This is a genomic window from Achromobacter spanius, assembly GCF_029637605.1.
GTDB lineage: Bacteria > Pseudomonadota > Gammaproteobacteria > Burkholderiales > Burkholderiaceae_B > Achromobacter > Achromobacter spanius_E.
Window position 1 is genome coordinate 4072846 of record NZ_CP121261.1, and the last position, 22217, is coordinate 4095062.

Annotated in this window: 20 protein-coding genes; 12 read left to right on the forward strand and 8 right to left on the reverse strand. The window is 64.1% G+C overall.

Annotated elements, in window-relative coordinates; genetic code table 11:
* Positions 1-175: 175 nt before the first annotated feature.
* From P8T11_RS18100 to P8T11_RS18120, 5 genes are read left to right on the forward strand one after another with little or no spacing between them, the layout of a single operon-like run.
* Positions 176-763, forward strand: a complete 588-nt coding sequence (locus P8T11_RS18100) for a TIGR00730 family Rossman fold protein (RefSeq protein WP_050448759.1) — start codon at positions 176-178, stop codon at positions 761-763.
* A 26-nt stretch (positions 764-789) separates the two neighbouring features.
* Positions 790-1374, forward strand: a complete 585-nt coding sequence (locus tag P8T11_RS18105) for a hypothetical protein (protein ID WP_418910293.1) — start codon at positions 790-792, stop codon at positions 1372-1374.
* 32 nt (positions 1375-1406) lie between these two features.
* Positions 1407-2033 (forward strand): HAD hydrolase-like protein, encoded by a 627-nt coding sequence (locus P8T11_RS18110; RefSeq protein ID WP_268080677.1) that lies wholly within the window; start codon positions 1407-1409, stop codon positions 2031-2033.
* Between the two features lie 21 nt (positions 2034-2054).
* Positions 2055-2681 carry a pyridoxamine 5'-phosphate oxidase family protein gene (locus P8T11_RS18115; protein ID WP_268080676.1) on the forward strand — a complete coding sequence of 209 codons (627 nt, stop codon included), beginning with the start codon at positions 2055-2057 and terminating at the stop codon, positions 2679-2681.
* Between the two features lie 24 nt (positions 2682-2705).
* The gene (locus tag P8T11_RS18120) at positions 2706-3227 is read left to right on the forward strand and encodes a class IV adenylate cyclase (RefSeq protein WP_268080675.1); all 522 of its coding nucleotides are present in this window, start codon (positions 2706-2708) and stop codon (positions 3225-3227) included.
* Positions 3228-3231: 4 nt separating this feature from the next.
* Here P8T11_RS18120 and fmt read toward each other — a convergent pair whose 3' ends face one another.
* Together fmt and def are read right to left on the reverse strand one after the other, a co-directional pair.
* Positions 3232-4173: a methionyl-tRNA formyltransferase gene (gene fmt / locus P8T11_RS18125; RefSeq protein WP_268080674.1), complete on the reverse strand. Its 942-nt coding sequence runs from the start codon at positions 4171-4173 to the stop codon at positions 3232-3234.
* Positions 4174-4206: 33 nt separating this feature from the next.
* The gene (gene def / locus P8T11_RS18130) at positions 4207-4719 is read right to left on the reverse strand and encodes a peptide deformylase (protein WP_268080673.1); all 513 of its coding nucleotides are present in this window, start codon (positions 4717-4719) and stop codon (positions 4207-4209) included.
* A 288-nt stretch (positions 4720-5007) separates the two neighbouring features.
* On the opposite strand from def, the gene dprA reads away from it, so the two are divergent.
* From dprA to P8T11_RS18145, 3 genes are all read left to right on the forward strand, one after another.
* On the forward strand, positions 5008-6120 hold the full coding sequence (gene dprA, locus P8T11_RS18135) for a DNA-processing protein DprA (protein ID WP_268080672.1): 1113 nt from the start codon (positions 5008-5010) through the stop codon (positions 6118-6120).
* Between the two features lie 158 nt (positions 6121-6278).
* A complete protein-coding gene (locus tag P8T11_RS18140; protein ID WP_268080671.1) occupies positions 6279-7187 on the forward strand; it encodes a hydroxymethylglutaryl-CoA lyase in 909 nt (302 codons plus the stop codon).
* Positions 7184-7657, forward strand: a complete 474-nt coding sequence (locus P8T11_RS18145) for a hypothetical protein (RefSeq protein WP_268080670.1) — start codon at positions 7184-7186, stop codon at positions 7655-7657. Before P8T11_RS18140 ends, P8T11_RS18145 begins: the two co-directional genes overlap by 4 nt.
* A gap of 36 nt (positions 7658-7693) precedes the next feature.
* Here P8T11_RS18145 and P8T11_RS18150 read toward each other — a convergent pair whose 3' ends face one another.
* The gene (locus tag P8T11_RS18150) at positions 7694-8710 is read right to left on the reverse strand and encodes an amino acid ABC transporter substrate-binding protein (RefSeq protein WP_268080669.1); all 1017 of its coding nucleotides are present in this window, start codon (positions 8708-8710) and stop codon (positions 7694-7696) included.
* A gap of 150 nt (positions 8711-8860) precedes the next feature.
* On the reverse strand, positions 8861-10102 hold the full coding sequence (locus tag P8T11_RS18155) for a PLP-dependent aminotransferase family protein (RefSeq protein ID WP_268080668.1): 1242 nt from the start codon (positions 10100-10102) through the stop codon (positions 8861-8863).
* Between the two features lie 200 nt (positions 10103-10302).
* Here P8T11_RS18155 and P8T11_RS18160 point away from each other — a divergent pair, with 200 nt between their 5' ends.
* On the forward strand, positions 10303-11022 hold the full coding sequence (locus tag P8T11_RS18160; protein WP_268080667.1) for a YggS family pyridoxal phosphate-dependent enzyme: 720 nt from the start codon (positions 10303-10305) through the stop codon (positions 11020-11022).
* A gap of 159 nt (positions 11023-11181) precedes the next feature.
* Entirely contained in the window at positions 11182-12150 is a 969-nt protein-coding gene (locus P8T11_RS18165) for a Bug family tripartite tricarboxylate transporter substrate binding protein (RefSeq protein WP_268080666.1), read from the forward strand.
* A 304-nt stretch (positions 12151-12454) separates the two neighbouring features.
* Here the strand turns inward: P8T11_RS18165 and P8T11_RS18170 are convergent, their stop codons facing one another.
* Entirely contained in the window at positions 12455-16414 is a 3960-nt protein-coding gene (locus tag P8T11_RS18170) for an FAD/FMN-binding oxidoreductase (RefSeq protein ID WP_268080665.1), read from the reverse strand.
* Positions 16415-16546: 132 nt separating this feature from the next.
* The gene (locus tag P8T11_RS18175) at positions 16547-17083 is read right to left on the reverse strand and encodes a YqaA family protein (RefSeq protein WP_230693770.1); all 537 of its coding nucleotides are present in this window, start codon (positions 17081-17083) and stop codon (positions 16547-16549) included.
* Between the two features lie 157 nt (positions 17084-17240).
* Here P8T11_RS18175 and ilvA point away from each other — a divergent pair, with 157 nt between their 5' ends.
* Complete coding sequence (gene ilvA / locus P8T11_RS18180) at positions 17241-18749, forward strand: threonine ammonia-lyase, biosynthetic (RefSeq protein WP_268080664.1); 1509 nt, start codon at positions 17241-17243, stop codon at positions 18747-18749.
* A gap of 161 nt (positions 18750-18910) precedes the next feature.
* On the opposite strand, the gene P8T11_RS18185 is transcribed toward ilvA, so the two are convergent.
* Positions 18911-20023, reverse strand: coding sequence for a porin (locus tag P8T11_RS18185; protein ID WP_268080663.1), 1113 nt, complete (start codon positions 20021-20023; stop codon positions 18911-18913).
* 478 nt (positions 20024-20501) lie between these two features.
* The gene (locus tag P8T11_RS18190; RefSeq protein WP_268080662.1) at positions 20502-20885 is read right to left on the reverse strand and encodes a DUF4148 domain-containing protein; all 384 of its coding nucleotides are present in this window, start codon (positions 20883-20885) and stop codon (positions 20502-20504) included.
* Between the two features lie 391 nt (positions 20886-21276).
* Between P8T11_RS18190 and P8T11_RS18195 the strand changes: the two genes are divergently transcribed.
* Positions 21277-22167: a LysR family transcriptional regulator gene (locus P8T11_RS18195; protein WP_268080661.1), complete on the forward strand. Its 891-nt coding sequence runs from the start codon at positions 21277-21279 to the stop codon at positions 22165-22167.
* Positions 22168-22217 lie beyond the last annotated feature (50 nt).

The following is a 22217-nucleotide window of genomic DNA, read 5'->3' on the forward strand; positions in this document are numbered from 1 at the left end:
CGAACAACCCAGTCTACCGATCACAGCGGAACTTGCTGTGTCCAAACATTGCTCCTGCCACCAATTTGCACGGCTCGGGGCCCGGAAACGCGCCCGCTGACCTTCTCGTAAACTATCGACTTCCCGGAATGCCCGTGACGCAATCTGTAACGGGCCCGGCCATCTCGTATCTGTCATGAACCTGAAGAACATCTGCGTGTATTGCGGCTCGAATCCCGGCACCCGCCCGGACTACATCGAACAGGCCCGCGTGCTGGCCCGCGAATTGGTCAAGCGCGACCTGGGGCTGGTGTACGGCGGATCCGTCGTCGGCATCATGGGCGTGGTGGCCAACGAGGTGCTCGCGGCCGGTGGCCGCGTGATTGGCGTGATCCCCGAACTGCTGCAGAAAAAAGAACAGGCGCATCGCGGCCTGACCGAACTGCACCTGGTGCAGAACATGCACGAGCGCAAGGCGATGATGATCGAGAAGTCCGACGGTTTCATCGCGCTGCCTGGCGGCGCCGGCACGCTTGAAGAGTTTTTTGAAGTCTGGACCTGGGCGCAATTGAACATGCACCAGAAGCCCTGCGGCCTGTTGAATATCGCGGGGTACTACGATGCGCTGGTGCAGTTCGTGGACCACGCCGTCGAAGAAGCCTTCATCCGCCCCCAGCATCGCGACATGCTGGTCGTGGAAGAAGACCCCGCCCTGCTGCTGGATCGCTACGCCATCTACGAGCCGCCCAACGTCTCGAAGTGGTTCGATCCCATCACGGCCTGATGTCCCACACCCACACACTTGAGACCATGACGGAAGCCCTTGCAATGTCGTCCGATTCGTTGTCCCCCTCCAGCACCGAGTCCGTGTTGCGCGCTTATTTCCACGCCAAGGACGAAAACCGCCCCCACCACCTGGCGCGCGCATTCGCCCCCGACGCCGTGCTGAAAATGGCCCTGCGCACGCAGGCCATTGCCTTTCCGCCCGAATCGCACGGCTTGGCGGCGATTGCCGACACGCTCGTTCGCAAGTTCGGCCAAACCTACGAAAACGTTTACACGTTCTACCTGTCGCGCCCCGCGGCCGATGCACGCCTGCCCGATTACCAGTGCGACTGGATCGTCGGCATGACCGAAAAGGCCACCGGCAACGTGCGCGTGGGCTGTGGCCGGTACGACTGGAAGTTCCAATCGGAACCCTATCGCGCGACCGACCTCACCATCACCATCGAAACCATGGTCACGCTGCCGGCTGGCGACATGCCCGCCGTGTTCGGCTGGCTGCTGGGCCTGGACTATCCCTGGACCAACGCCGCCCGTGTCGTGGCAAGCGCGCCGCCGCTTGAAGCACTGGCGCCGGTGGTGCACTATTTGCTTCACCCCAACGGCTTGTAGCGCCGCCGCAAGCCGGCAAACGGATTGATTACTTGAAATACGACATCGCTGCATTCGACTTCGACGGGACCTTGGCGGACACCATGCCTTGGTTCAATTCCATTCTGAACACGGTGGCCGACAAGTACGGCTTTCGCAAGATCGACTTGTCCGAACGCGAAAACCTGCGCCATCGCGAAGCCTCTGAAATCCTGAAATACCTGGGCATTCCGCTGTGGAAGCTGCCGGCCATCATGACGCACGTACGCACGCTGATGCAGGACATCGACCCCAGCGTGCACCTGTTCGAGGGCATCCCCGACATGCTCGCGCAATTGAAGACGGGCGGGATGCGCCTGGCGGTGATCAGTTCGAACTCCATTGAAAACGTGCAGCGCGTGCTGGGCGCCGACACCGCCGCGCTGTTTGACGACTATGAATGCGGCACCGACCTGTTCGGCAAGGCCGCCAAGATCGACCGCTTGATGCGGCGCCATGAAGTGGCCCCCGAACGTTTCCTGCTGGTGGGCGACGAAATGCGCGACATCGACGCCGCCCGCAAGGCAGGTGTGCGCGTCGGGTCGGTCGCCTGGGGCTATAACCACATGGACGCCCTGCGCGAACGCAAACCCGACGAACTCTTTACAGCCGTTGCCGACCTGCCCGCCATCCTGGCCTGACCCCGCCCACCGGAACCCGCCATGCACACCGACCCCGCTCATCTCGTCACCGACCCCGCCGCGCTGCAGGCGTTGTACGGGGAACCCGGCGAGGCCTCGTTGAAGAAAGAAGTGGACCATGTGCACCCGCACTACCGCGCCTTCATCGAAGCGGCGCCGTTCGCGATGCTGGCTACCTGCGGGCCGGATGGCCTGGATGCATCGCCGCGCGGCGACCCCGCTGGCTTTGTGGTGGTTGAAGACGAAAAGACGCTGTTGCTGCCCGACCGCCGTGGCAACAACCGCATGGACAGCCTGCTGAACGTGCTGGCCGACCCGCGCGTGGCGCTGTTGTTCCTGGTGCCGGGCGTGGGCGAAACGCTACGGGTGAACGGCACGGCGCGCATCAGCGTCGACCCGGCCCTGCTGGAACGCTTTGCCATGGACGGCAAACTGCCGCGCTCGGTGTTGATCATCGATGTGCAGACCGTGTACTTCCAATGCTCGCGCGCCCTGCTGCGCTCGCGCCTGTGGGATCCGGCCACGCAAGTACCGCGCAGCGCGCTGCCCAGCACCGGCCGCATCCTGTCGGACCTGACGGCCGGCACCTTTGACGGCGTGGCCTACGACCGCGACCTGCCCGCGCGCGTTGCGGGCACCTTGTACTGATATCGGCCCTGGGGGTCCGCACACATGGCACGCAACGTCGAAATCAAGGCCCGTGTCGATAGCATCGCCGCGCTGGAACCCCTGGCCGCCGCGCTATCAGGGCAAGAGCCCGCGTCCCTGGAACAAGACGACACCTTCTTCACCTGCACCCATGGCCGCCTGAAGCTGCGGGCATTCGCCGACGGCACGGGCGAACTGATCTTTTACCGCCGCGCCGACGACATCGGCCCCAAAGAAAGCTTCTACTCGATATCCCCCACGGATTCGCCCGACACCCTGCGCGAGACCCTGACGCTGGCCTATGGCGCCATCGGCCGCGTGAAAAAACATCGTGTGGTGTTCATGGCCGGACGTACCCGCATCCATCTGGATCAGGTCGAGGGCCTGGGCGAATTCCTGGAACTGGAAGTGGTGCTGCGCGACGGCGAAAGCACCGACGCCGGCATGGCAGAAGCCCGCACCTTGATGGCGGGGCTGGGGGTGGCGCCCACGCAGTTGGTGGCGGGCGCCTATCTTGACTTGCTGGCGGGCAGCCGCCGGCCCTGAGCCTTCAGGACGGCTGCCAGCCGCGCATGAACACATCCACCGGCTGGCGCTTGCCGCCGGCCTTCTGCAATTCCAGCAAACGCAGCACGCCCGAGCCGGTGGCGATGTCGATACCGTTCGCGTCGGCGCGCAACACGCTGCCGGGCTCGGCCGTCACGGCCATGTCCAGCGCCTGAGCGCGCCACACCTTGACCGGGTCGGGCAGGCCGGCCAAGCGGATGCTGGCACCGGGCACGGGGTTGAAGGCGCGCACGCGGCGCGCCAGCAATTCGGCGGGCTGGGTGCAGTCCAGCGCGGCTTCGGCCTTGTCCAGCTTGGCCGCGTAGGTCACGCCGGCTTCGGGTTGCTTGCGCGGGGTCAGGCCCTCTTGAGCCAAGGCGCTCAGCGCATCCACAATGGCTTCGCCCCCTGCCAGCGCCAACGCGTCGTGCAATTGCGCGGCGTTGGTATCGGCGGAAATGGGCACCACGCGCTCAAGCAGCATGTCGCCCGTATCCAGGCCCTGATCCATCTGCATGATGGTCACGCCCGTTTGCGTATCACCCGCTTCAATGGCGCGCTGGATCGGCGCCGCGCCGCGCCAGCGCGGCAGCAGGCTGGCGTGGATGTTCAGGCAACCCAGGCGCGGCAGGTCCAGCACCCATTGCGGCAGGATCAGGCCATAGGCGGCCACCACCATCACGTCGGGCGCCACCTGCTCCAGCAGCGCGCGGGCCTCGGCGGCCTCGTCGGGATAACGGCCATCCAGACGCAGGCTGCGCGGCTGGGCAACGGGAATGCCGGCGTCCAGCGCGGCCTGCTTGACCGGGCTGGGCGTCAGCTTCAGGCCGCGTCCGGCGGGACGATCGGGTTGGGTCATCACCAGGGCGATCTCGTGACCCGCGGCCCGCAAGGCGTCGAAAGCAATACGGGCGAATTCCGGCGTGCCGGCAAAAACTAGGCGCATGGGGGTGTCAGACCAAAGAGTGGAAAACGGGAATCAGTCGCGCAGCGCTTCGCGCTCGGCCTTCTTCAGCTTGGTCTTGATGCGGTTCTGCTTGAGGTTGGACAGGTATTCGACGAAGACCTTGCCTTCCAGGTGGTCCAGCTCGTGCTGCACGCACACGGCCAGCAGGCCGTCGGCTTCGAACTCGAAGGGTTTGCCGTCGATGTCCAGCGCCTTGCAGCGGATACGCGAGGCGCGTTCGACCTCGTCGTAGACGCCCGGCACGGACAGACAGCCTTCTTCGTAGACCTTGTGGTCGTCGCTGCGCCAGGTGATCTCGGGGTTGATCAACGTGAGCAGTTCGTTGCTGTCCTCGGACACGTCAATCACGACCACGCGCTCATGCACGTCGACCTGAGTGGCGGCCAGGCCGACACCCGGCGCGTCGTACATGGTGTCGGCCATGTCGCGCACCAGTTGACGAATGCGGTCGTCGACTTCGGCTACCGGCTTGGCCTTTTTGTGCAAGCGCGGATCCGGGTAGCGAAGGATAGGAAGTAAAGCCATTGAAAGGGGATCGCCAATAATTGATACTTGGGCAAGAGTTTAATTCATTAGAGTCTTGATTTCTAATAGTTTTCGGCTAAGTCCGGCATTGCGGGGCTGCTGCGTCCCCGCTTGTTGATGACGCGGGTCCGCCCCCTTTTCAACGGCGATCCAGCATCCTGGCCAGACCGCATCACGGCTGCATCACACGGCCCCTGCCAGGACGCTTTCATCCCTGCCCCGCCGACGCGCATCGCGCCTTGCATGCGACACTTGCCCACCCTGGTTGCCCACCTACCTGCCCGCCTCATGCCGCTTACGCATACTGTTGACGAACTGTCCGCCTGGTTGCGGCTGTCCCTGGAGCCCAATGTGGGTTCCGCCACCGCCTGTACGCTGCTTAGCGCGCTCGGCCTGCCCGAGCAGATCTACGCGCAGCGCGCCACCGCCCTGGCCCGCCACTTGCCCGAGGCGCTGGCACGCCAACTGGCCGCGCCCATGCCGGCCGACATGGCGGCCCTGGTGGAAGGGGGGCTGCAATGGGTGCAAGGGCCTGACCGCTACATCGTGACGCTGGCCGACCCGGCCTATCCGCAGAATCTCTTGACCATCGCCGACCCGCCCATCCTGCTGTACGTGGTGGGTAATCCCGACTTCCTGCAAGGGCCATCCCTGGCGGTCGTGGGCGCGCGCAACGCCACGCCGGGCGGCCAGGAGAACGCGCGCGCGTTTGCCCGCCATCTGGCCGGACACGGCTGGCGCGTGGTCAGCGGCCTGGCCCTGGGCATCGATGCCGCGGCGCACGAAGGCGCGCTGGAAGCAGGGGCCGATGGCGCGGGCACCGTCGCCGTCATGGGCACCGGCATCGACCGCATCTATCCCGCGCGTCACCGTGATCTGGCGCACCGCATCGCCGCGCAGGGCGCACTGGTGTCTGAATTCCCCTTGGGCACGGGCGCCCTGCCGCCGCACTTTCCCAAGCGCAACCGCATCGTGGCGGGCTTGGCGCGCGGCGTGCTGGTGGTGGAAGCCGCCAAGCAAAGCGGGTCGCTCATCACAGCGCGGCTGGCCGGCGAAAGCGGGCGCGAGGTCTTCGCCATTCCCGGCTCCATCCATTCGCCCTTGTCGCGCGGCTGCCATGCCTTGATCCGCCAAGGCGCCAAGCTCGTGGAAACGGCCGCCGACATCACCGACGAACTGGGTGGCGGCCCCACGCCCACGGCGCGCCGCGTGACGCCGCCCTCCCCGGCATTGCCCAGCCACCCCGTGCTGGAGGCACTGGGCTTTGATCCGCTGCACCTGGACGCCATTCAGGTCCGCTCGGGGCTGGCCGTTGGCGATCTGCAAGCGCAATTGGTGGAACTGGAATTGCAGGGGCGCATCGCCCGGCTGGATGATGGGCGGTACCAGCGGCTGACGTAGGGGCGGGGCACGGGATCCCAACCCGCGCTCATTGCACGCGGCTCGAATACCCATATACCCATCACTCGCTCGGGCAGCACGCATTCCGATGGCGCTAATATTGACGATGGCGCCGCAGCCTTGCGCGCCGCGTCACCCAAATCGAACCAGGAAGAGACATGGCTTTGCCCTCCCGCGTGAAGATCGTCGAAGTGTCGCCCCGCGACGGTCTGCAGAATGAAAAGGAATTCGTGCCGACCGAGATCAAGGTCGAGCTGATCAACCGCCTGTCGGCAGCGGGCTTCCCCAACGTGGAAGCCGCGTCGTTCGTGTCGCCCAAGTGGGTGCCGCAAATGGCTGATGGCGCCGACGTCATGGCGCGCATCGAGCGCCGCCCGGGCACCATTTATTCGGTGCTGACGCCCAACATGAAGGGCTTTGAAGGCGCGCTGGCCGCCGGCGCGGACGAAATCGTCATCTTCGGCGCCGCCAGCGAAGCGTTCTCGCAAAAGAACATCAACTGCTCCATCGCCGAATCCATCGCCCGCTTCGAACCCGTGGTGCAAGCCGCGCGCGACGCCGGCATCCGCGTGCGCGGCAGCATCAGTTGCGCGCTGGGCTGTCCCTACCAGGGCGAGGTTCCCGTGGAAGCCGTGGTGGACGTGGCGCAGCGCTACCTGGCGATGCAGGTCGATGAAATTGATGTGGCCGACACCATCGGCGTGGGCACGCCGCAGCGCGTGCGCGACGTGATGGCGGCGGTCACCCGCGTGGTGGACCCGGCGCGTGTGTCCGGCCACTTCCACGACACCTACGGCCAGGCGTTGGCCAACATCCTGGCAGCGCTGGAAACCGACATTTCCATCTTCCATACGTCGGTCGCCGGCCTGGGCGGCTGCCCTTACGCCAAGGGCGCCACCGGCAACGTCGCCACCGAAGACGTGCTGTACATGCTGCGCGGCCTGGACATCGACACGGGCGTGGACTTCGACGCCGTGGTCGATATCGGCCAATGGATGTCGGGCCACCTGAACCGCAAGGGTTCCAGCCGCGCGGGCAATGCCATCGCGGCCAAACGGGCCGCATGAGCCAGCCCGGCCCGGCCCCGTCCTTGGAAGACCGCGTGGCCTTGCTGCGCGAAATCGGCCCCCTGCCCCTGTCGGGGCAGGCCTGGCCGGATTGGGTGCGGATCCTGGCCTGGGTCGTCCTGGCCGTGCTGGGCGTGCAGGTGGTCACCACCGCCATCCGCGCGCCCGCGCAGCCCTTCGACACCCTGCTGGCCGTCGTGGTGGTGCTGTGCTTTGTCGGGCTGCTGTTCGTGTCGTGGCACATGCAGGTGTCGATCACCACGATCGACGAGCGCGGGCTGCGCCAGTCGTGGTTCACGCGGCGGGAAGTCGCGTGGGAAGACGTGCGCTACGCCCGCTTCGTACCGATGCTGTTTTCAAAGCGGCTGGTGATCTTTACGCACCGGGGCCGGCCCGTGATTCTTCAGGGCGGCACCCGGGAACTGCGCATCGCTTTCGTGAAGATCGCGCAGTTGTACCGGCAAGGGTGACCGGGGCGCCCGCTGGCCGTCAGGGCAATCGGACGATCAACGGATTGGCAACGCGTACATCAAACCGCCCTGCGTCCACTGCGCATTCAGGCCACGCCTGATCTTCAACGGGCTGCCTTCACCCACATTGCGCTCAAAGCTCTCGCCGTAATTGCCCACCTGCTTGACGATGTTGTAGGCCCACTTTTCATCCAGGCCCAGGTTGGCGCCGCTGCCCGGCGTTACGCCCAGAATGCGCTTGATGTTGGGGTTGGCGCTTTTCAACTGCTCGTCCACGTTCTTGGACGTCACGCCGTATTCCTCGGCTTCGATCATGGCCGACAGTGACCAGCGCACGATGTTCAGCCATTTATCGTCGCCCTGGCGCACGAAGGGCCCCAGCGGTTCTTTCGAGATGATCTCGGGCAGCACCAGATAATCGTCGGGATTCTGCAGCTTGGAAATACGGATTGAGGCCAGGCCCGAGGCATCGGTCGAAAACACGTCGCAACGGCCCGTGGCAAAAGCGTTGACCACTTCGTTGAACGTTTCGATCACCACCGGCTTGTAGGTGACATTGTTCGCGCGCGCCCAGTCGGCCAGCGTGTTTTCGTTGGACGTGCCCGTTTGCAGGCAGATGGTGGCGCCGCTGATTTCCTTGGCACTTTTCACGCCCAGCGACTTCGGCACCAGAAAGCCCTGGCCGTCGTAGAAGTTGATGCCGGCGTGGATGATGCCCAGCGCGGTGTCGCGCTGCTGGGTCACGGTGGTGTTGCGCGTCAGCACGTCCACTTCGCCCGATTGCAGGGCGGTGAAACGCTGCTGCGAATTCAGGGGCACGACCTTAATCTTGCTGGCGTCGCCGAAGACCGCCGCGGCAATGGCGCGGCAGACGTCCACGTCCAGCCCCTGCCATTTGCCTTGCGCATCGGGCGCCGAAAAACCCGCGAAGCCCGTGGTGGTGCCGCAGGCCACGGCGCCGCGCTCACGCACGACGTCCAACGTTGCCGCCTGCGCACCTTGCACTGCCGCCATCAAGAGCGCCGCGCCCACCAACCCTTTTGCAATGTTCATGACCTGGTTCCTGTGTTACCGGGCGCGGGGACGCGCCGAGGCAAGAAGCTTATAGACATGAAGCGCCCGCGCCAAATAACAAGCGCTTATTAAGGTATGTGCGCGGCGGCCCGCAAGCGAGCGCCGCTTTGCCGCGATGCGATTATGCCGTCACGCCGCCAGCGAAATCGACACGGGCTCGTTGGCCTGGCAGGCATCCAGCGCACGGCCCAGGCGCACCATGCCCTGGGCGATCTGGCTTTCGTTCATGGTGGCGAACGACATGCGCATGGCGAACAGGTCGGCCTGTTCGGCGTTGGCGTAGAACGCCTTGCCCGGCACATAGACCACTTCGTGCTCGATGGCGTAGGGCAACAGGCGCGTTGCGTCCACGTCGCCCGTCAGGCGCGCCCAGAAGAACATGCCGCCCTCGGGCTTGCTGAAGCTGACGCGGCCGTCCAGTTCGCGGGCCAAGGCCTCGGCCATGGCGTCGCAGCGCAAGCCATAGGCAGCGCGGATGCGCGGCACGTGTTCGTCGTAGCGGCCGTTGGCCAGGTATTGCGCCACCACTTCCTGGATCCAGGCGGATGACGCCATGTCGTCGGCGGCCTTGGCGCTGACGCAGCGGCGGCGGATTTCGGGCGGGGCAATCAGCCAGCCAATACGCAGCGCCGGGGCCATGGTCTTGGACATGCTGGCCAGGTACACGGCCCAGTGGCGGGCTTCGCCCTCGGCCAGAGCCGCGATGGGCGGCACCGCTTCACCGGCAAAGCGCAGTTCGCTGTAGGGGTCGTCTTCAACGATCAGGAAGCGGTGCTTGACGGCCAGTTCCAGCAAGCGCAAGCGGCGCTGGCGCGAGATTGTTGCGCCGCAAGGGTTCGAGAACGATGCCACCACGCAGACCATCTTGGGTTTGACGCGCGTGGCCAGTTCGTCCAGCGCATCCACGTCGATACCATCCGGGCCCGATGCAACCGTATGCACCGTGGCGCCGGTGTAACGCAGGGCCTGCACGGAATTCGGAAAGGCGGGCGATTCGATAATGGCGTGGTCGCCGGGTTGCAGCATCACGCGGGTCAGCAGCGCCAGGGCCTGCTGCGAGCCGCCCGTCACAACAAGTTCGGTATCGGCATTGCATTGCAGGCCGCGCGCGGCGGACAGGCGGGCCAGTTCGTTGCGCAGGCTGGCTTGGCCGTCAATGTTGGAATACTGCAGGCACGCGCCCAGGCGCGACATGACCTGGGTGGATGCGATCGACAGGCCCTCGACGTCGAACAGTTCTTGCGCGGGGTAACCGCCAGCCAGCGAAATCGTGCCCGGCCGCAAGGCATACGGCATGAGCGATCGGATGGGGGATGCGGGGGGATTCAGGAACGGCGTGGCAAAGGCGTATTCTGGCGCTGCGCTGGACATGGCGGGGAGACTGGGAAGGGGAAGAACCGTGTCGCCTGCTGGGGCGGCGCCGGAGGGCATAGAACATTGAAATATAAACAAATCTCCGCAAATTCTAAGCCTGCCGATTACACAGGGTCAACGGCGGCCGCACGCAGTGTGGCGAAACCGTCCTGCACAGTCCTACACTATGGGACATCCTGTTCCTGCAAGAGAGCTGCATGACCGTCGTAGACACCATGGCCGGGCGCCTCGCCCACATCCGCCAACGCATTGCCGATGCCTGCGCGCGCGCCGGGCGCAGCCCGGACAGCGTGGTGCTGCTGCCCGTCAGCAAGACCTTCGAGGTGGACGCAATACGCGAAGCCATGGCGCTGGGCCTGACCCGTTTTGGCGAAAACAAGACCCAGGAAATCCGACAGAAGGCGGCCGCGCTGGCCGGGCAAGGCCTGCAATGGGTGCTGATCGGCCATTTGCAGACCAACAAGGCCAAGGACGCCGCGCGCGACGCCACCGAAGTGCAATCGCTGGACCGCGCCGATCTGGCGGAGGCCCTGCACCGCCGCCTGCTCAACGAGGGGCGGAGCCTGGACGTGCTGGTCCAGGTAAAGACGTCGACCGAGCCCAGCAAGTTCGGCATGGCGCCCGAAGACGTATCCGCGTTCCTGCGCCGCATTGCGGCGGAATTTCCCACCCTGCGCGTGCAAGGCCTGATGACGCTGGCGGTGAACTCGCCCGACCCGGAACAAGTGCGGGCCTGCTTTCGCACCCTGCGCGAGCTGCGCGACGGCCTGCGCGCCGAAAATATCGATGGCGTCTCGCTGGAGCGCCTATCGATGGGCATGAGCGGCGACTTTGAACTGGCTATTGAAGAAGGCTCGACCGAGGTGCGTATCGGCACGGCGATTTTCGGTGCCCGCACTTACCCCGATACACAGTAAACCGATACTGCATGCGGGAAAACAGGGGGCCGGCCGGCCCCCTTTTCACGCGGAACGCGAGCATAATAGCGGCGCAAAAAATAGCGGCGCAGACTGACGGCGCATAACAAAAGCGCCCGCGTCGCGCTCAATCTTTGATCCCGCACGAGGAGACACCCCATGCACAATCCCGCACGGCGCCTGTTGGCGCTGGCCGCCCTGTCGCTGGCCGCCGCCACGGCTTCCGCCCAATCCTGGCCCACCCAGCCGATCCGCTGGATCGTGCCGTATCCGGCAGGCGGCGGCACCGACGTGGTTGCCCGCACCGTCGCCAGCAGCCTGGAAAAGACGCTGGGCCAGACCATCGTGGTGGAAAACCGCCCTGGCGCGGCCACCATCATCGGCGCCACCGCCATCGCGCAGGCCGAACCTAACGGCTATATGGTCGGCACGGCGGATTCGGGGACGCTGGCGTTCAATTCGTCGCTGTATGCGAAGCTGTCCTACGATCCGGCCAAGTTCACCTACATCGGCGGCATCGCCAAGTTCCCGCTGCTCTTGGCCGTGAACGTCAATTCGCCGTACAAGACGGTGGCCGACGTGCTGGCCGCCGCAAAGAAAGAGCCGGGCAAGCTGAGCGCGGCCTCGGCCGGCGCGGGTTCGCCGCACCATCTGGCGCTTGAACTTTTCAAGCAGCGCACCGGCGCGGACCTGCTGCATGTGCCTTACAAGGGCGCGGCGCCCGCCATCCAGGATCTTCTGGGCGGGCAGGTGGATGTGATGTTCATCGACCTGGCATCCGGCTTGCCGAACGTCAAGGCCGGCAAGCTACGCGTGCTGGCCGCCGCCACGCCGGAACGCCTGTCGGTGCTGCCCGACACCCCGACGATGGCCGAACAAGGCGTGGCCAATTTCACGGCCTACGCCTGGCAAGGCATGGTCGGCCCCGCCGGCCTGCCGGAAGCGGTGGTGAAGAAGCTGTCAGCCGACCTGGACGCCACGCTGAAGAGCGACGCCGTGTCCAAGAAGATGCTGGACATGGGCGTGATCCCGATGCCGATGCCGGCGCAAGACTTCAAGGCCTACGCCGAACAAGAGCGCAGCGCTTGGGCAGACGTGATCAAGAAGGCGAACATCAAGCTGGAGTGATCCGGTCAGCCGTTAAAAAACCCGCGTTCAGCTTGGGCTGCACGCGGGTTTTTTGTTGGTGGAAAGTGCCAGGTACCATGACGATGGGTTCCGCGCGATTCGCAATCCGGTCCTTCTGACCAAGCTCTCGCGCTTCACCCATCCTACAAAAGACGACCATCCGTAGGATGGGTGAAGCGCGCACCACCGCCCAGAAAAACCCAAGTCAATTTCGCGCGCAACCCATCAAACCAACCGCCCGTAGGATGGGTGAAGCGCGCACCACCGCCGAGAAAAATCCCCAGTCAATTTCGCGCGCAACCCATCACACCAGCACCCGCTCGATCCCGCCCGCATTCGCGCGCTTCACGTAATCTTCCATCCACCCTTCACCGAGAATGTGCCGGGCCATCTCAACGACGATGTAATCCGCTTCCATCTTGACGTCGCCTTCATAGCGCGACAGCCCCTGCAAGCATGACGGGCATGACGTCAGCACCTTCACGTCGCCGGCAAAGCCATCATCGCGCAGCGCCGCATCGCCCTTCAGCAGCTCTTCCTGCTTGCGGAAACGCACCTGCGTCGAAATATCCGGACGGCTGACCGCCAACGTGCCCGACTCCCCGCAGCAGCGGTCGCTCTTGATGGCCTCATCGCCCACCAGCGCCCGCACCGTCTTCATCGGCTCTTGCAGCTTCATCGGCGTATGGCAGGGGTCGTGATACATGTAGCGCACGCCCTTGGCGCCTTCCAGCTTGATGCCCTTTTCCAGCAGGTACTCGTGGATGTCGATCAACCGGCAGCCCGGGAAAATCTTGTCGAATTCATAGCCCGACAACTGGTCGTAACAGGTGCCGCAACTGACCACCACCGTCTTGATATCCAGGTAATTCAGCGTATTGGCGACCCGGTGGAACAGCACCCGGTTATCCGTAATGATCTGCTCGGCCTTGTCCGTCATGCCGTTGCCGCGCTGCGGATAGCCGCAGCACAGATAGCCCGGCGGCAGCACCGTCTGCACGCCCGCGTGCCACAGCATGGCTTGCGTGGCCAGACCCACCTGCGAGAACAGGCGCTCTGAACCGCAGCCCGGGAAATAGAACACCGCTTCCGTATCGGCGGTCGTGGCCTTGGGGTCGCGGATGATCGGCACATAGTTCGCGTCTTCGATATCCAGCAGCTTGCGCGCGGCCTGCTTCGGCAGTCCGCCCGGCATCTTCTTGTTCACGAAGTGAATGACCTGCTCGCGCAGCGGCGGCTTGCCCACGGTGGCCGGCGGCTTGGCCGTCTGCTTTTTCACCAATCCCGAAAACAGATCATGCGCCGCGCGCTGCACCTTGTAGCCCACGCCCACCATCGCCTTGCGCGTGGCGTTGATGGTGGCAGGGTCCTTGGCGTTCAAGAAGAACATGGCGCTGGCCGTGCCCGGGTTGAACGACTTGCGGCCCATGCGGCGCAGCACGGCACGCATGTTCATCGACACGTCGCCGAAGTCGATGTCCACCGGACAGGGGTTGTAGCACTTGTGGCAGACGGTGCAGTGGTCGGCCACGTCTTCGAATTCTTCCCAGTGCTTCAGGCTGACGCCGCGCCGAGTCTGCTCTTCGTACAAAAAGGCTTCAACCAGCAGTGAGGTCGCCAGAATCTTGTTGCGCGGCGAATACAGCAGGTTGGCGCGCGGCACGTGGGTGGCGCACACCGGCTTGCACTTGCCGCAGCGCAGGCAGTCCTTGATGGATTCCGAGATGGCGCCGATGTCGCTTTGCTGCATGATCAGCGACTCGTGGCCCATCAGGTTGAAGCTGGGCGTCCAGGCGTGGCGCAAATCAGCGCCGGGCATCAGCTTGCCGGCATTGAAGTGGCCGTTGGGGTCGACGCGTCGCTTGTAGTCCTGGAACGGCGCCAGCTCGGCGTCGGTCAGGAACTCATACTTGGTCAGGCCGATGCCGTGTTCGCCGGAGATCACGCCGTCCAGGTCGCGGGCAATTTGCATGATGCGGTCGACAGCCTGGTGGGCCTCGCGCAGCATCTCGTAGTCGTCCGAGTTGACCGGGATGTTGGTGTGCACGTTGCCGTCACCGGCGTGCATGTGCAGCGCCACGAACACGCGGCTCTTCAACACACGGCCGTGGATGGCGATCAGCTCATCGACGATCTTCTTGTACGCCGCGCCCGAAAACGCACGCTGCAGGCCGGGCAGTACTTCAGTCTTCCACGACACACGAATCGTGCGGTCCTGCACCACATCGAACAGGCGCGCGGTGGGTTGCGCGGCCAGGCGGTCGGTCAGCGCGGCTTGCACGTCGCCCAGGCCCAGCGCTTGCAGTTCAGGCAGCGCCTGCGCCAGCGGCAGGTCCAGGTTGTCCAGCAGCCATTGCCAGCGCTGGCGCACGCTGCCCAGCACTTCAAGCGCCTGGCGCGTGCGTTCGGCCAGCACTTCGGCACGGGTGCTGTCGATGTCTGCATCGTCGGCCTTGCCGATGGGCAGCGGCGTGCACAGGTAGGCGTCCAGCGCACCCAGCAGCTTCAGCTTGTTGCTGGTCGACAGTTCGATGTTGATACGTTCGATGTGATCCGTGTATTCGCCCATGCGGGGCAGCGGAATCACGACGTCTTCGTTGATCTTGAAGGCGTTGGTGTGGCGCGCGATCGCGGCGGTGCGCGAGCGGTCCAGCCAGAACTTCTTGCGCGCCTCGGGGCTGACGGCCACAAAGCCTTCGCCATGGCGCGTGTTGGCCAGGCGCACGACTTCGCTGGCGGCAGCAGCCACCGCGTCATCGTCGTCGCCGACGATGTCGCCAATCAAGACCATCTTGGGCAGCACGCCGCGCTTGCTCTTGGTGGCGTAGCCCACCGCGCGCAGATAGCGTTCGTCCAGGTGTTCCAGGCCGGCCAGGATGGCGCCGCGCGCCTTGCCTTCGCCGTCCAGGTAACCCTTGACCTCGACAATCGACGGGATGGCGTCGCGCGCCTGCCCGAAGAATTCCATACAGACCGTGCGCGTGTGGCGCGGCATGCGGTGCAGCACCCAGCGCGCCGACGTGATCAGGCCGTCGCAACCTTCCTTCTGAATGCCGGGCAGGCCGGCCAGGAACTTGTCGGTAACGTCCTTGCCCAGGCCTTCCTTGCGGAACACGCGACCCTTGATTTCCAGCAGTTCGGTCTTCAAGAGACGTTCGCCGGGCTTGCCCTTGCCATCGAACCACTTGAGTTCGAATCGCGCCGTGTCCACGTCATGGATCTTGCCCATGTTGTGTTCCAGGCGAGTGACTTCCAGCCAGTTGCCGTCCGGATCCACCATGCGCCACCAGGCCAGGTTGTCCAGCGCGGTGCCCCACAGCACGGCCTTCTTGCCGCCCGCGTTCATGGCGATGTTGCCGCCCACGCACGACGCTTCGGCCGAGGTCGGGTCAACCGCGAAGACAAAGCCCGCGGCCTCGGCCGCTTCCGACACGCGCTTGGTCACCACGCCGGCGCCGGCATGGATGACGGCCACGGGCTCGGTCAGCCCGGGCAAGATACAGGACTCGACCTTGCCCAGCTTGTCGAATTTTTCGGTGTTGATGACGGCCGACTTCCAGGTCAGCGGGATGGCGCCGCCGGTATAGCCGGTGCCGCCGCCCCGCGGAACAATGGTCAGGCCCAACTCGATACAGGCGGTGACCAGCGCGGCGATCTCATCTTCGGAATCGGGCGTCAGCACCACGAACGGGTATTCCACGCGCCAGTCGGTGGCGTCCGTCACGTGGGACACGCGCGACAGGCCGTCGAACTTGATGTTGTCGCGCGCGGTGATGCGGCCCAGCACCTTCTGCGCCTGTTTGCGCATCATGGTGGTCTGGTCGAATTCCCCTTCGAAGGCGGCAATCGCGGAACGGGCGCGGGCCAGCAGGCCGACCACCTTCTCGTCGCGATGCGGATCATGGCCTGCTTCGGTGGGGATGCCCGGTTCGCGGCGGCGGTCGATCTCGCCCAGGCGATGGTGCAAAGCATCGATCAGCTGCTTGCGCCGCTTGGGATTGTCCAGCAGGTCGTCCTGCAGGTACGGGTTGCGCCGCACCACCCAGATATCGCCCAGCACTTCGTACAGCATCCGCGCGGAACGGCCCGTGCGGCGCTCGCCGCGCAGGTCGGTGAGCAAGCTCCAGGCGTCATCGCCCAGCAGCCGGCCGACAATCTCGCGGTCGGAAAACGACGTGTAGTTGTAGGGGATTTCGCGCAGTCGCGCGGGTGTCGCGGGCGGCATCGCCCCGTTCAGAATGTGGCTAGCGAGTGGGGCGTTCATGGCAGCAAGAGGGGCCCATAAAAAATTATTTTATGCCATCGGCCGGACTTGACCCCAAATAACCCTGGGAAGCCGGCCAATGGCACGGGGAAATCGGCACCTACCGTCCCCTTTTAAGTTCGATGTCAGTGCTTAGATCTGGCCCGGGAAGAACCACAGCAGACTGGCCGTCATGGTCAGATAGCGCAGGAATTTGCCGATGGCCATATAGAACACGCAAGGCCAGAACGACAGGCGCAGCCACCCGGCCACGGCGCACAGCGGGTCGCCCACCGCGGGCAGCCAGGACAGCAACAGGGCCGGCGGGCCCATGCGGTGCAGCCAATCGTGGGCGCGTTCGTTCCAACGGCCCCGCATCCGCCCGCCCTCGGTGGCGTCGGGATGGGGGTGGGGATGCTTTTCCTTCCAGCGTTCAACCGCCTTTTCAGCGCCCAGGCCCATGGCGTAGCTGATGGCCCCGCCCGCGGTGTTGCCGGCCGTCGCCACCAGGATGGCGGGCCAAAACATGTCGGGCGCCAGCTTGATGAAGCCGAATACCGCCGGCTCGGAGCCCAGCGGCAGCAAGGTGGCGGAAACGAGCGACACCGTAAAGATGGCGGACAAACCCACCGAGGGCAGCGCCAGCGTGCCCATGAGCCAGTGAACCGCGGATAAGAGGCTTTCTTCCATGATGAGCGAGTGTAGCCGCGCGCAAGCGAATGCCCATCGGGAATCGAATCGGCCGCGCTTGGCGCTGCCGCGCCATCGCCACGACAAAGCTTTTCAGGCGGCGCGGCATTCCCTGCAATAATCTGGCCCAGTCCTCACTCTTGCTCTTGCGCGGTCCATGTCCACTGATTATCTGAAACGCATCCTGACTTCGAAGGTTTACGACGTAGCGGTCGAGTCACCGCTGGAAGCCGCGCCCCAGCTATCCGCGCGAATTTCCAACACGGTGCTGCTCAAGCGCGAAGATACTCAGGCGGTGTTCAGTTTCAAGCTGCGAGGCGCCTACAACAAGATGGCCAACCTGACGCCGGCCGCGCTGAACCGGGGCGTGATCGCGGCCTCGGCCGGCAACCACGCCCAAGGCGTGGCGCTGGCCGCCAGCCGCCTGGGCTGCCGCGCCGTCATCGTCATGCCCACCACCAGCCCGCAAGTGAAGATAGACGCCGTGCGCCGCCTGGGTGGCGAAGTCGTCCTGGCGGGCGAGAGCTTCACCGACGCCTTCGCGCACGCGCAGATACTTGAGAAGAAAGAGAAGCTGACGTTCGTCCATCCTTTCGACGACCCCGACGTGATCGCCGGCCAGGGCACGGTGGGCATGGAGATCCTGCGCCAGCACCCGGGGCCGATCGACGCCATCTTCGTGGCCATCGGCGGCGGCGGGCTGATCTCCGGTGTCGCCGCCTACATTAAGCAACTGCGGCCCGAGATCAAGATCATTGGGGTGCAGACCGAAGATTCCGACGCCATGCTGCGCAGCGTGCGTGCCGGCCGCCGCGTGCAATTGAATGACGTGGGCCTGTTTTCGGATGGCACCGCCGTCAAGATGGTGGGCGCCGAAACCTTCAAGCTCACGCGCCAGTACGTGGACGACTTCGTGGTGGTCAACACGGATTCAATCTGCGCCGCCATCAAGGACGTGTTCCAGGACACGCGCAGCGTCCTGGAACCCGCGGGCGCCATGGCGGTGGCCGGCGCCAAACAATACGCGGCCGAGCACCACCTGAAAGGCAAGACGCTGGTGGCGATCGCCTGTGGCGCCAACATGAATTTCGACCGCCTGCGCTTCGTGGCCGAACGCGCCGAAGTCGGCGAAATGCGCGAAGCCGTGTTTGCGGTGACCATGCCCGAGCAGCGAGGCAGCTTCCGCCGTTTCTGCGAACTGGTCGGCGAACGCAGCGTCACTGAATTCAACTACCGCATTTCCGACGCGGACCGCGCGCATGTGTTCGTGGGTATCCAGGTGTCGTCCGCGACCGAGCCCGACAAGATCGCCGCCAACTTCCGTCGTCATGGCTTCGATACGCTGGACCTGACCCACGACGAAATGGCCAAGACGCACCTGCGCCACATGGTGGGCGGGCGTTCAGCGCTGGCGCGCAACGAACTGCTGTATCGCTTTGAGTTCCCGGAACGCCCGGGCGCGCTGATGCGTTTTTTGAACGCGATGAACCCGGACTGGAACATCAGCCTCTTTCACTACCGCAACCAGGGCGCGGACTACGGGCGCATCCTGATCGGCATCCAGGTGCCCCCCACGGACAAGAAGCAGTTCCGCGCGTTTGTGGCCGAACTGGGTTACCCGCACTGGAATGAAACCGAGAACCCGGCCTACAAGCTGTTCCTGTAGACAGCACGGCGCCAGAATGCGAGAGGGCCTCCAGATGGAGGCCCTTCCCTTCTGGGCGTCGAATGCGCCCGGCCGGACCCAGGCGGGGGGAGGTGCTGTCACTCGGCGGCCTACGGAGATAAGCCGCGCATTCAGCAGGGTCCGGTCAGGCGCCCCGTCGCTTAGAAACGGTGGCGCATACCGACGGCAACGGCGGTGTCGCGGGCGTCGTGCTGGAACGCGTAGTTGTCGCCATAGGAGGCGTAGGCGTACAGGTTGGTGCGCTTGGTGAAGTCGTAGGTGTAGCCCAGGCTGTAGACATTGAACGTGGCGTCATCGCCCGTCAGCTTGTCGTTGCCGGCGGTCGCGCGCTGCCAGGAACCGAACACGGCGTGGCGGCCCAAGGGCACGGTGGCGCCGATCATGTACGAGTTGGCGCGAAAGCCGTCGGCCAGCTTGAACGAACCCAGCGTGTTCATGCCTTCCGGCGTGGTGCCCATGTTCTGACCCACGAACCAGCCGTCGCGCGTTTGGCCAAACGCGGCAGCCAGCTTCACGACTTCAAAGTCGTATGTGCCGCCGATGATGTATTCCTGGATGCGTGCCGCGCTCTTGCCGCCAACGCGATCGTTGGTCGGGTCGAAGCGGTCATAGGCCGCGGCCAGGTTCAAGGGGCCGTTCACGTACTGCATGCCAACGGTCAGCACACGGTTGTTGTCGCCGGTGGCGAAGCCGGTCTGCGTGGTGTCGCTGACGGTGTCGTCCGCGCTGAACGAATAGCCGACACCGGCCTTGAAGCCGCCCAGGCTGGGGGTTTGGTACAGCACCATGTTGTCCAGGCGCATCGTGTTGGCGCTGCCGAACGTGGTGCCCATGTTGGCGGTGTTGTAGCTGGTCGAGAACGGGTCGATCGAACCGAAGTACTTCGACGCCAGGTTCGTCTGACGACCGAATTCCAAACGGCCCCAGGAATCGCTGTCCAGGCCCACGGTCGCCTGGCGACCGAACAGGCGGCCGTTCTGGGCTGACTTGCCATTCATGGGGCCGAAGCCGCCTTCCAGGGTGAACACGGCGCGCAGGCCGTCACCCAGGTCTTCCGTGCCGCGCAGGCCGAAACGCGAGCCGCTGCTGACACCCTGAACGCCGCCAAAACGGCTTTGCTTGGCCCCGTTGAATTTCACTTGCTCGTAACCGATACCCGCGTCGATCAAGCCGTACAGCGTTACGGAGTCGGCGGCTTGCGCGGCGCTGGCAAAGCCTGCCAGCAACGCAACGGCCAATAGCGTCTTCTTCATGTAAGTCCCCAAAATGGCGAGATAAAGGCATGCGCAGTCGCGCCGTCCAGGCGACGGGGCGCTGCGTGCCGCTGCAATCCGCAAGCGGCGTCTGCACTAAATCCAGTGTCCATCCTGATGCAACTCTAAGTAACACCGATTTCGACGAACTACTTTCCACGATTGGGATAATGACAGCCGGCTGACATTTCAAAAGACCCGCAGGTTCTCCTCAGGCTCTCGTTAACGCCTTGAAAACAAATACGAATATTTGCTCGCTATTGAGAGGGGTGCAAGGCGCGGCAGCGTCACGGCACAAGAATTTTCGACAGCAGTTGTTGGCGGCTGCGTACAGTGTTGCGGCGTAAACACCACAGTGTTGTCCCACAATCACCACGCCATCGCGGCCACCATTGCTTCGACGAAGACAAAAAAACCCCTTGGCGTCTCAAGGGGTTTCGTGACCATCCAGGCGCAGGTACAAGCCTGGCTTGCAGCCTTACTTGCCCTTGGGCGGGTAGTCCAACTCACCAAAGGTGTATTCGCCGCTGGCCTTGGCTTCGGCCAATTCCTGGCGGACTTGTTCGCGCGACTTGCCTGCCGATTGCGACACGGCGGCCTTGGGCGGGTAGTCCAGTTCGGCGGAGGTGACTTGGCCGGCGATCTTCGCGGCTTGCAGTTCTTGTTGGACCTGATCGCGCGTCAGGCTGGTTTGCTGCACCGTGGCGGGCGGGTAATCCAGTTCACCAAACGTGACCTGGCCGGCGGCCTTGGCGGCTTGCAATTCTTGCTGAACCTGCTCACGCGTCTTGCCATCGGCGTGGGCGGCGGACATGCCAACCAGGGTTGCGGTGACCATAAGTGCGCTTGCTAGTGCTTTCATTGTGATGACTCCATCCTAAACCTTGCACAGCGTCTGCTGCCAGAATGGCAACGGCTTTGTGACTGTTTGATTGCTGGGACGAAGTATCTGGGGTTTCAAGCCTAGTAAAAACCCTTATTTTGGTGAACATATTTTCACGAGTGGGACAATTGCTCGTTGCATCCGGCAAATGCCGCAGAAATTTGCGCAACTTCTGCGCATCCCCATGGGCCTCGACGTGCCGTAAGCCCTACAGGCATTCAGCTTGCCGCAAGCCGGACAGAGAAATTCGGCTTGAGAGCCTTCGGAAGCAGATGTTCGTCACGCGGGAATAGACATTTTCGCTGACGGGACAATAAATCCATTTATCATACAAACCTGCCAGAAATGGAATTTATAGACTCGAGGCCCCATGGATATCCAGCTTAACGACATCGCGCTCTTTGTCGAAGTCGCCAAGCGCAAGAACTTCAGCCACGCCGCCGAAGCCTTGAATATTCCGACATCCACGCTCTCGCGCCGCGTCAGTGAACTGGAACGCAGCGTCGGGATGCGGCTGCTGAACCGCAGCACGCGCAAAATCGATCTGACCGAAGCCGGCGCCATCTATTTCGAACGCTGCCGGCACATCGTCGAAGAAGCGCGCATCGCGCATGACCAATTGCTGGACATGGCGGTGCAGCCCAAAGGGCGTTTGCGCATTTCACTACCCACCAGTCTGGCGCAACTGTTCTTGCCCGCGGTCATTCGCGAGTTCCGCGAACAGCACCCCGACATCGAATGCGATTTCGATCTGAGCATGCGTCCAATCGACCCCATCAGCAATCCGTTCGACCTGGTTCTGCGCTTCGGGCAGCAACCCGATTCGAGCCTGATCTCACGCAAGATCGTGCTGATGGCGCACCAGTTGTATGCGTCGCCGGACTATCTGGCGCGCTACGGCGAGCCGCGCGTACCGGCGGACCTCAGCCACCACGAATGCCTGCGCCCCACGATGCGCGAGGAATCGTCCTTCTGGATGCTGCATTCGGGCGACAAGGTAGAGCGCGTGCAAGTGTCGGGCAGGCTGTCGGCAAACAACGTGGGCATGTTGGGGCGGCTGGCCGGCCAGGGCTTGGGCATTACGCCGCTGCTGGTATTCGACGCGATGGAACGCGCCATCAATCAAGCGGGCCTGGTGCGCGTGCTACCCGATTGGAGCCTCACGCCCCTGCCGCTATTCGCGTTGCTACCCTCGCGCATGCTGCCCGCCAAAACCAAGGCGTTCCTGGATTTCATCCAACCGAGATTGTCGGATTCGTAGGATGGGTGGAGCGCGAGGAATCCGCCGCCAAGCACCCCACCGCAATTCGC

Excerpts from the sequence above, each read along its gene's own strand:
- P8T11_RS18170 (WP_268080665.1), bottom strand. The coding sequence starts at position 16,414 with ATGAACGCCCCACTCGCTAGCCACATTCTGAACGGGGCGATGCCGCCC.
- P8T11_RS18155 (WP_268080668.1), bottom strand. The coding sequence starts at position 10,102 with ATGTCCAGCGCAGCGCCAGAATACGCCTTTGCCACGCCGTTCCTGAAT.
- P8T11_RS18175 (WP_230693770.1), bottom strand. The coding sequence starts at position 17,083 with ATGGAAGAAAGCCTCTTATCCGCGGTTCACTGGCTCATGGGCACGCTG.
- P8T11_RS18100 (WP_050448759.1), top strand. The coding sequence starts at position 176 with ATGAACCTGAAGAACATCTGCGTGTATTGCGGCTCGAATCCCGGCACC.
- P8T11_RS18190 (WP_268080662.1), bottom strand. The coding sequence starts at position 20,885 with ATGAAAGCACTAGCAAGCGCACTTATGGTCACCGCAACCCTGGTTGGC.
- P8T11_RS18160 (WP_268080667.1), top strand. The coding sequence starts at position 10,303 with ATGACCGTCGTAGACACCATGGCCGGGCGCCTCGCCCACATCCGCCAA.
- P8T11_RS18140 (WP_268080671.1), top strand. The coding sequence starts at position 6,279 with ATGGCTTTGCCCTCCCGCGTGAAGATCGTCGAAGTGTCGCCCCGCGAC.
- fmt (WP_268080674.1), bottom strand. The coding sequence starts at position 4,173 with ATGCGCCTAGTTTTTGCCGGCACGCCGGAATTCGCCCGTATTGCTTTC.
- P8T11_RS18115 (WP_268080676.1), top strand. The coding sequence starts at position 2,055 with ATGCACACCGACCCCGCTCATCTCGTCACCGACCCCGCCGCGCTGCAG.
- P8T11_RS18195 (WP_268080661.1), top strand. The coding sequence starts at position 21,277 with ATGGATATCCAGCTTAACGACATCGCGCTCTTTGTCGAAGTCGCCAAG.
- P8T11_RS18145 (WP_268080670.1), top strand. The coding sequence starts at position 7,184 with ATGAGCCAGCCCGGCCCGGCCCCGTCCTTGGAAGACCGCGTGGCCTTG.
- def (WP_268080673.1), bottom strand. The coding sequence starts at position 4,719 with ATGGCTTTACTTCCTATCCTTCGCTACCCGGATCCGCGCTTGCACAAA.
- P8T11_RS18165 (WP_268080666.1), top strand. The coding sequence starts at position 11,182 with ATGCACAATCCCGCACGGCGCCTGTTGGCGCTGGCCGCCCTGTCGCTG.
- dprA (WP_268080672.1), top strand. The coding sequence starts at position 5,008 with ATGCCGCTTACGCATACTGTTGACGAACTGTCCGCCTGGTTGCGGCTG.
- P8T11_RS18105 (WP_418910293.1), top strand. The coding sequence starts at position 790 with ATGACGGAAGCCCTTGCAATGTCGTCCGATTCGTTGTCCCCCTCCAGC.
- P8T11_RS18185 (WP_268080663.1), bottom strand. The coding sequence starts at position 20,023 with ATGAAGAAGACGCTATTGGCCGTTGCGTTGCTGGCAGGCTTTGCCAGC.
- P8T11_RS18120 (WP_268080675.1), top strand. The coding sequence starts at position 2,706 with ATGGCACGCAACGTCGAAATCAAGGCCCGTGTCGATAGCATCGCCGCG.
- P8T11_RS18150 (WP_268080669.1), bottom strand. The coding sequence starts at position 8,710 with ATGAACATTGCAAAAGGGTTGGTGGGCGCGGCGCTCTTGATGGCGGCA.
- ilvA (WP_268080664.1), top strand. The coding sequence starts at position 17,241 with ATGTCCACTGATTATCTGAAACGCATCCTGACTTCGAAGGTTTACGAC.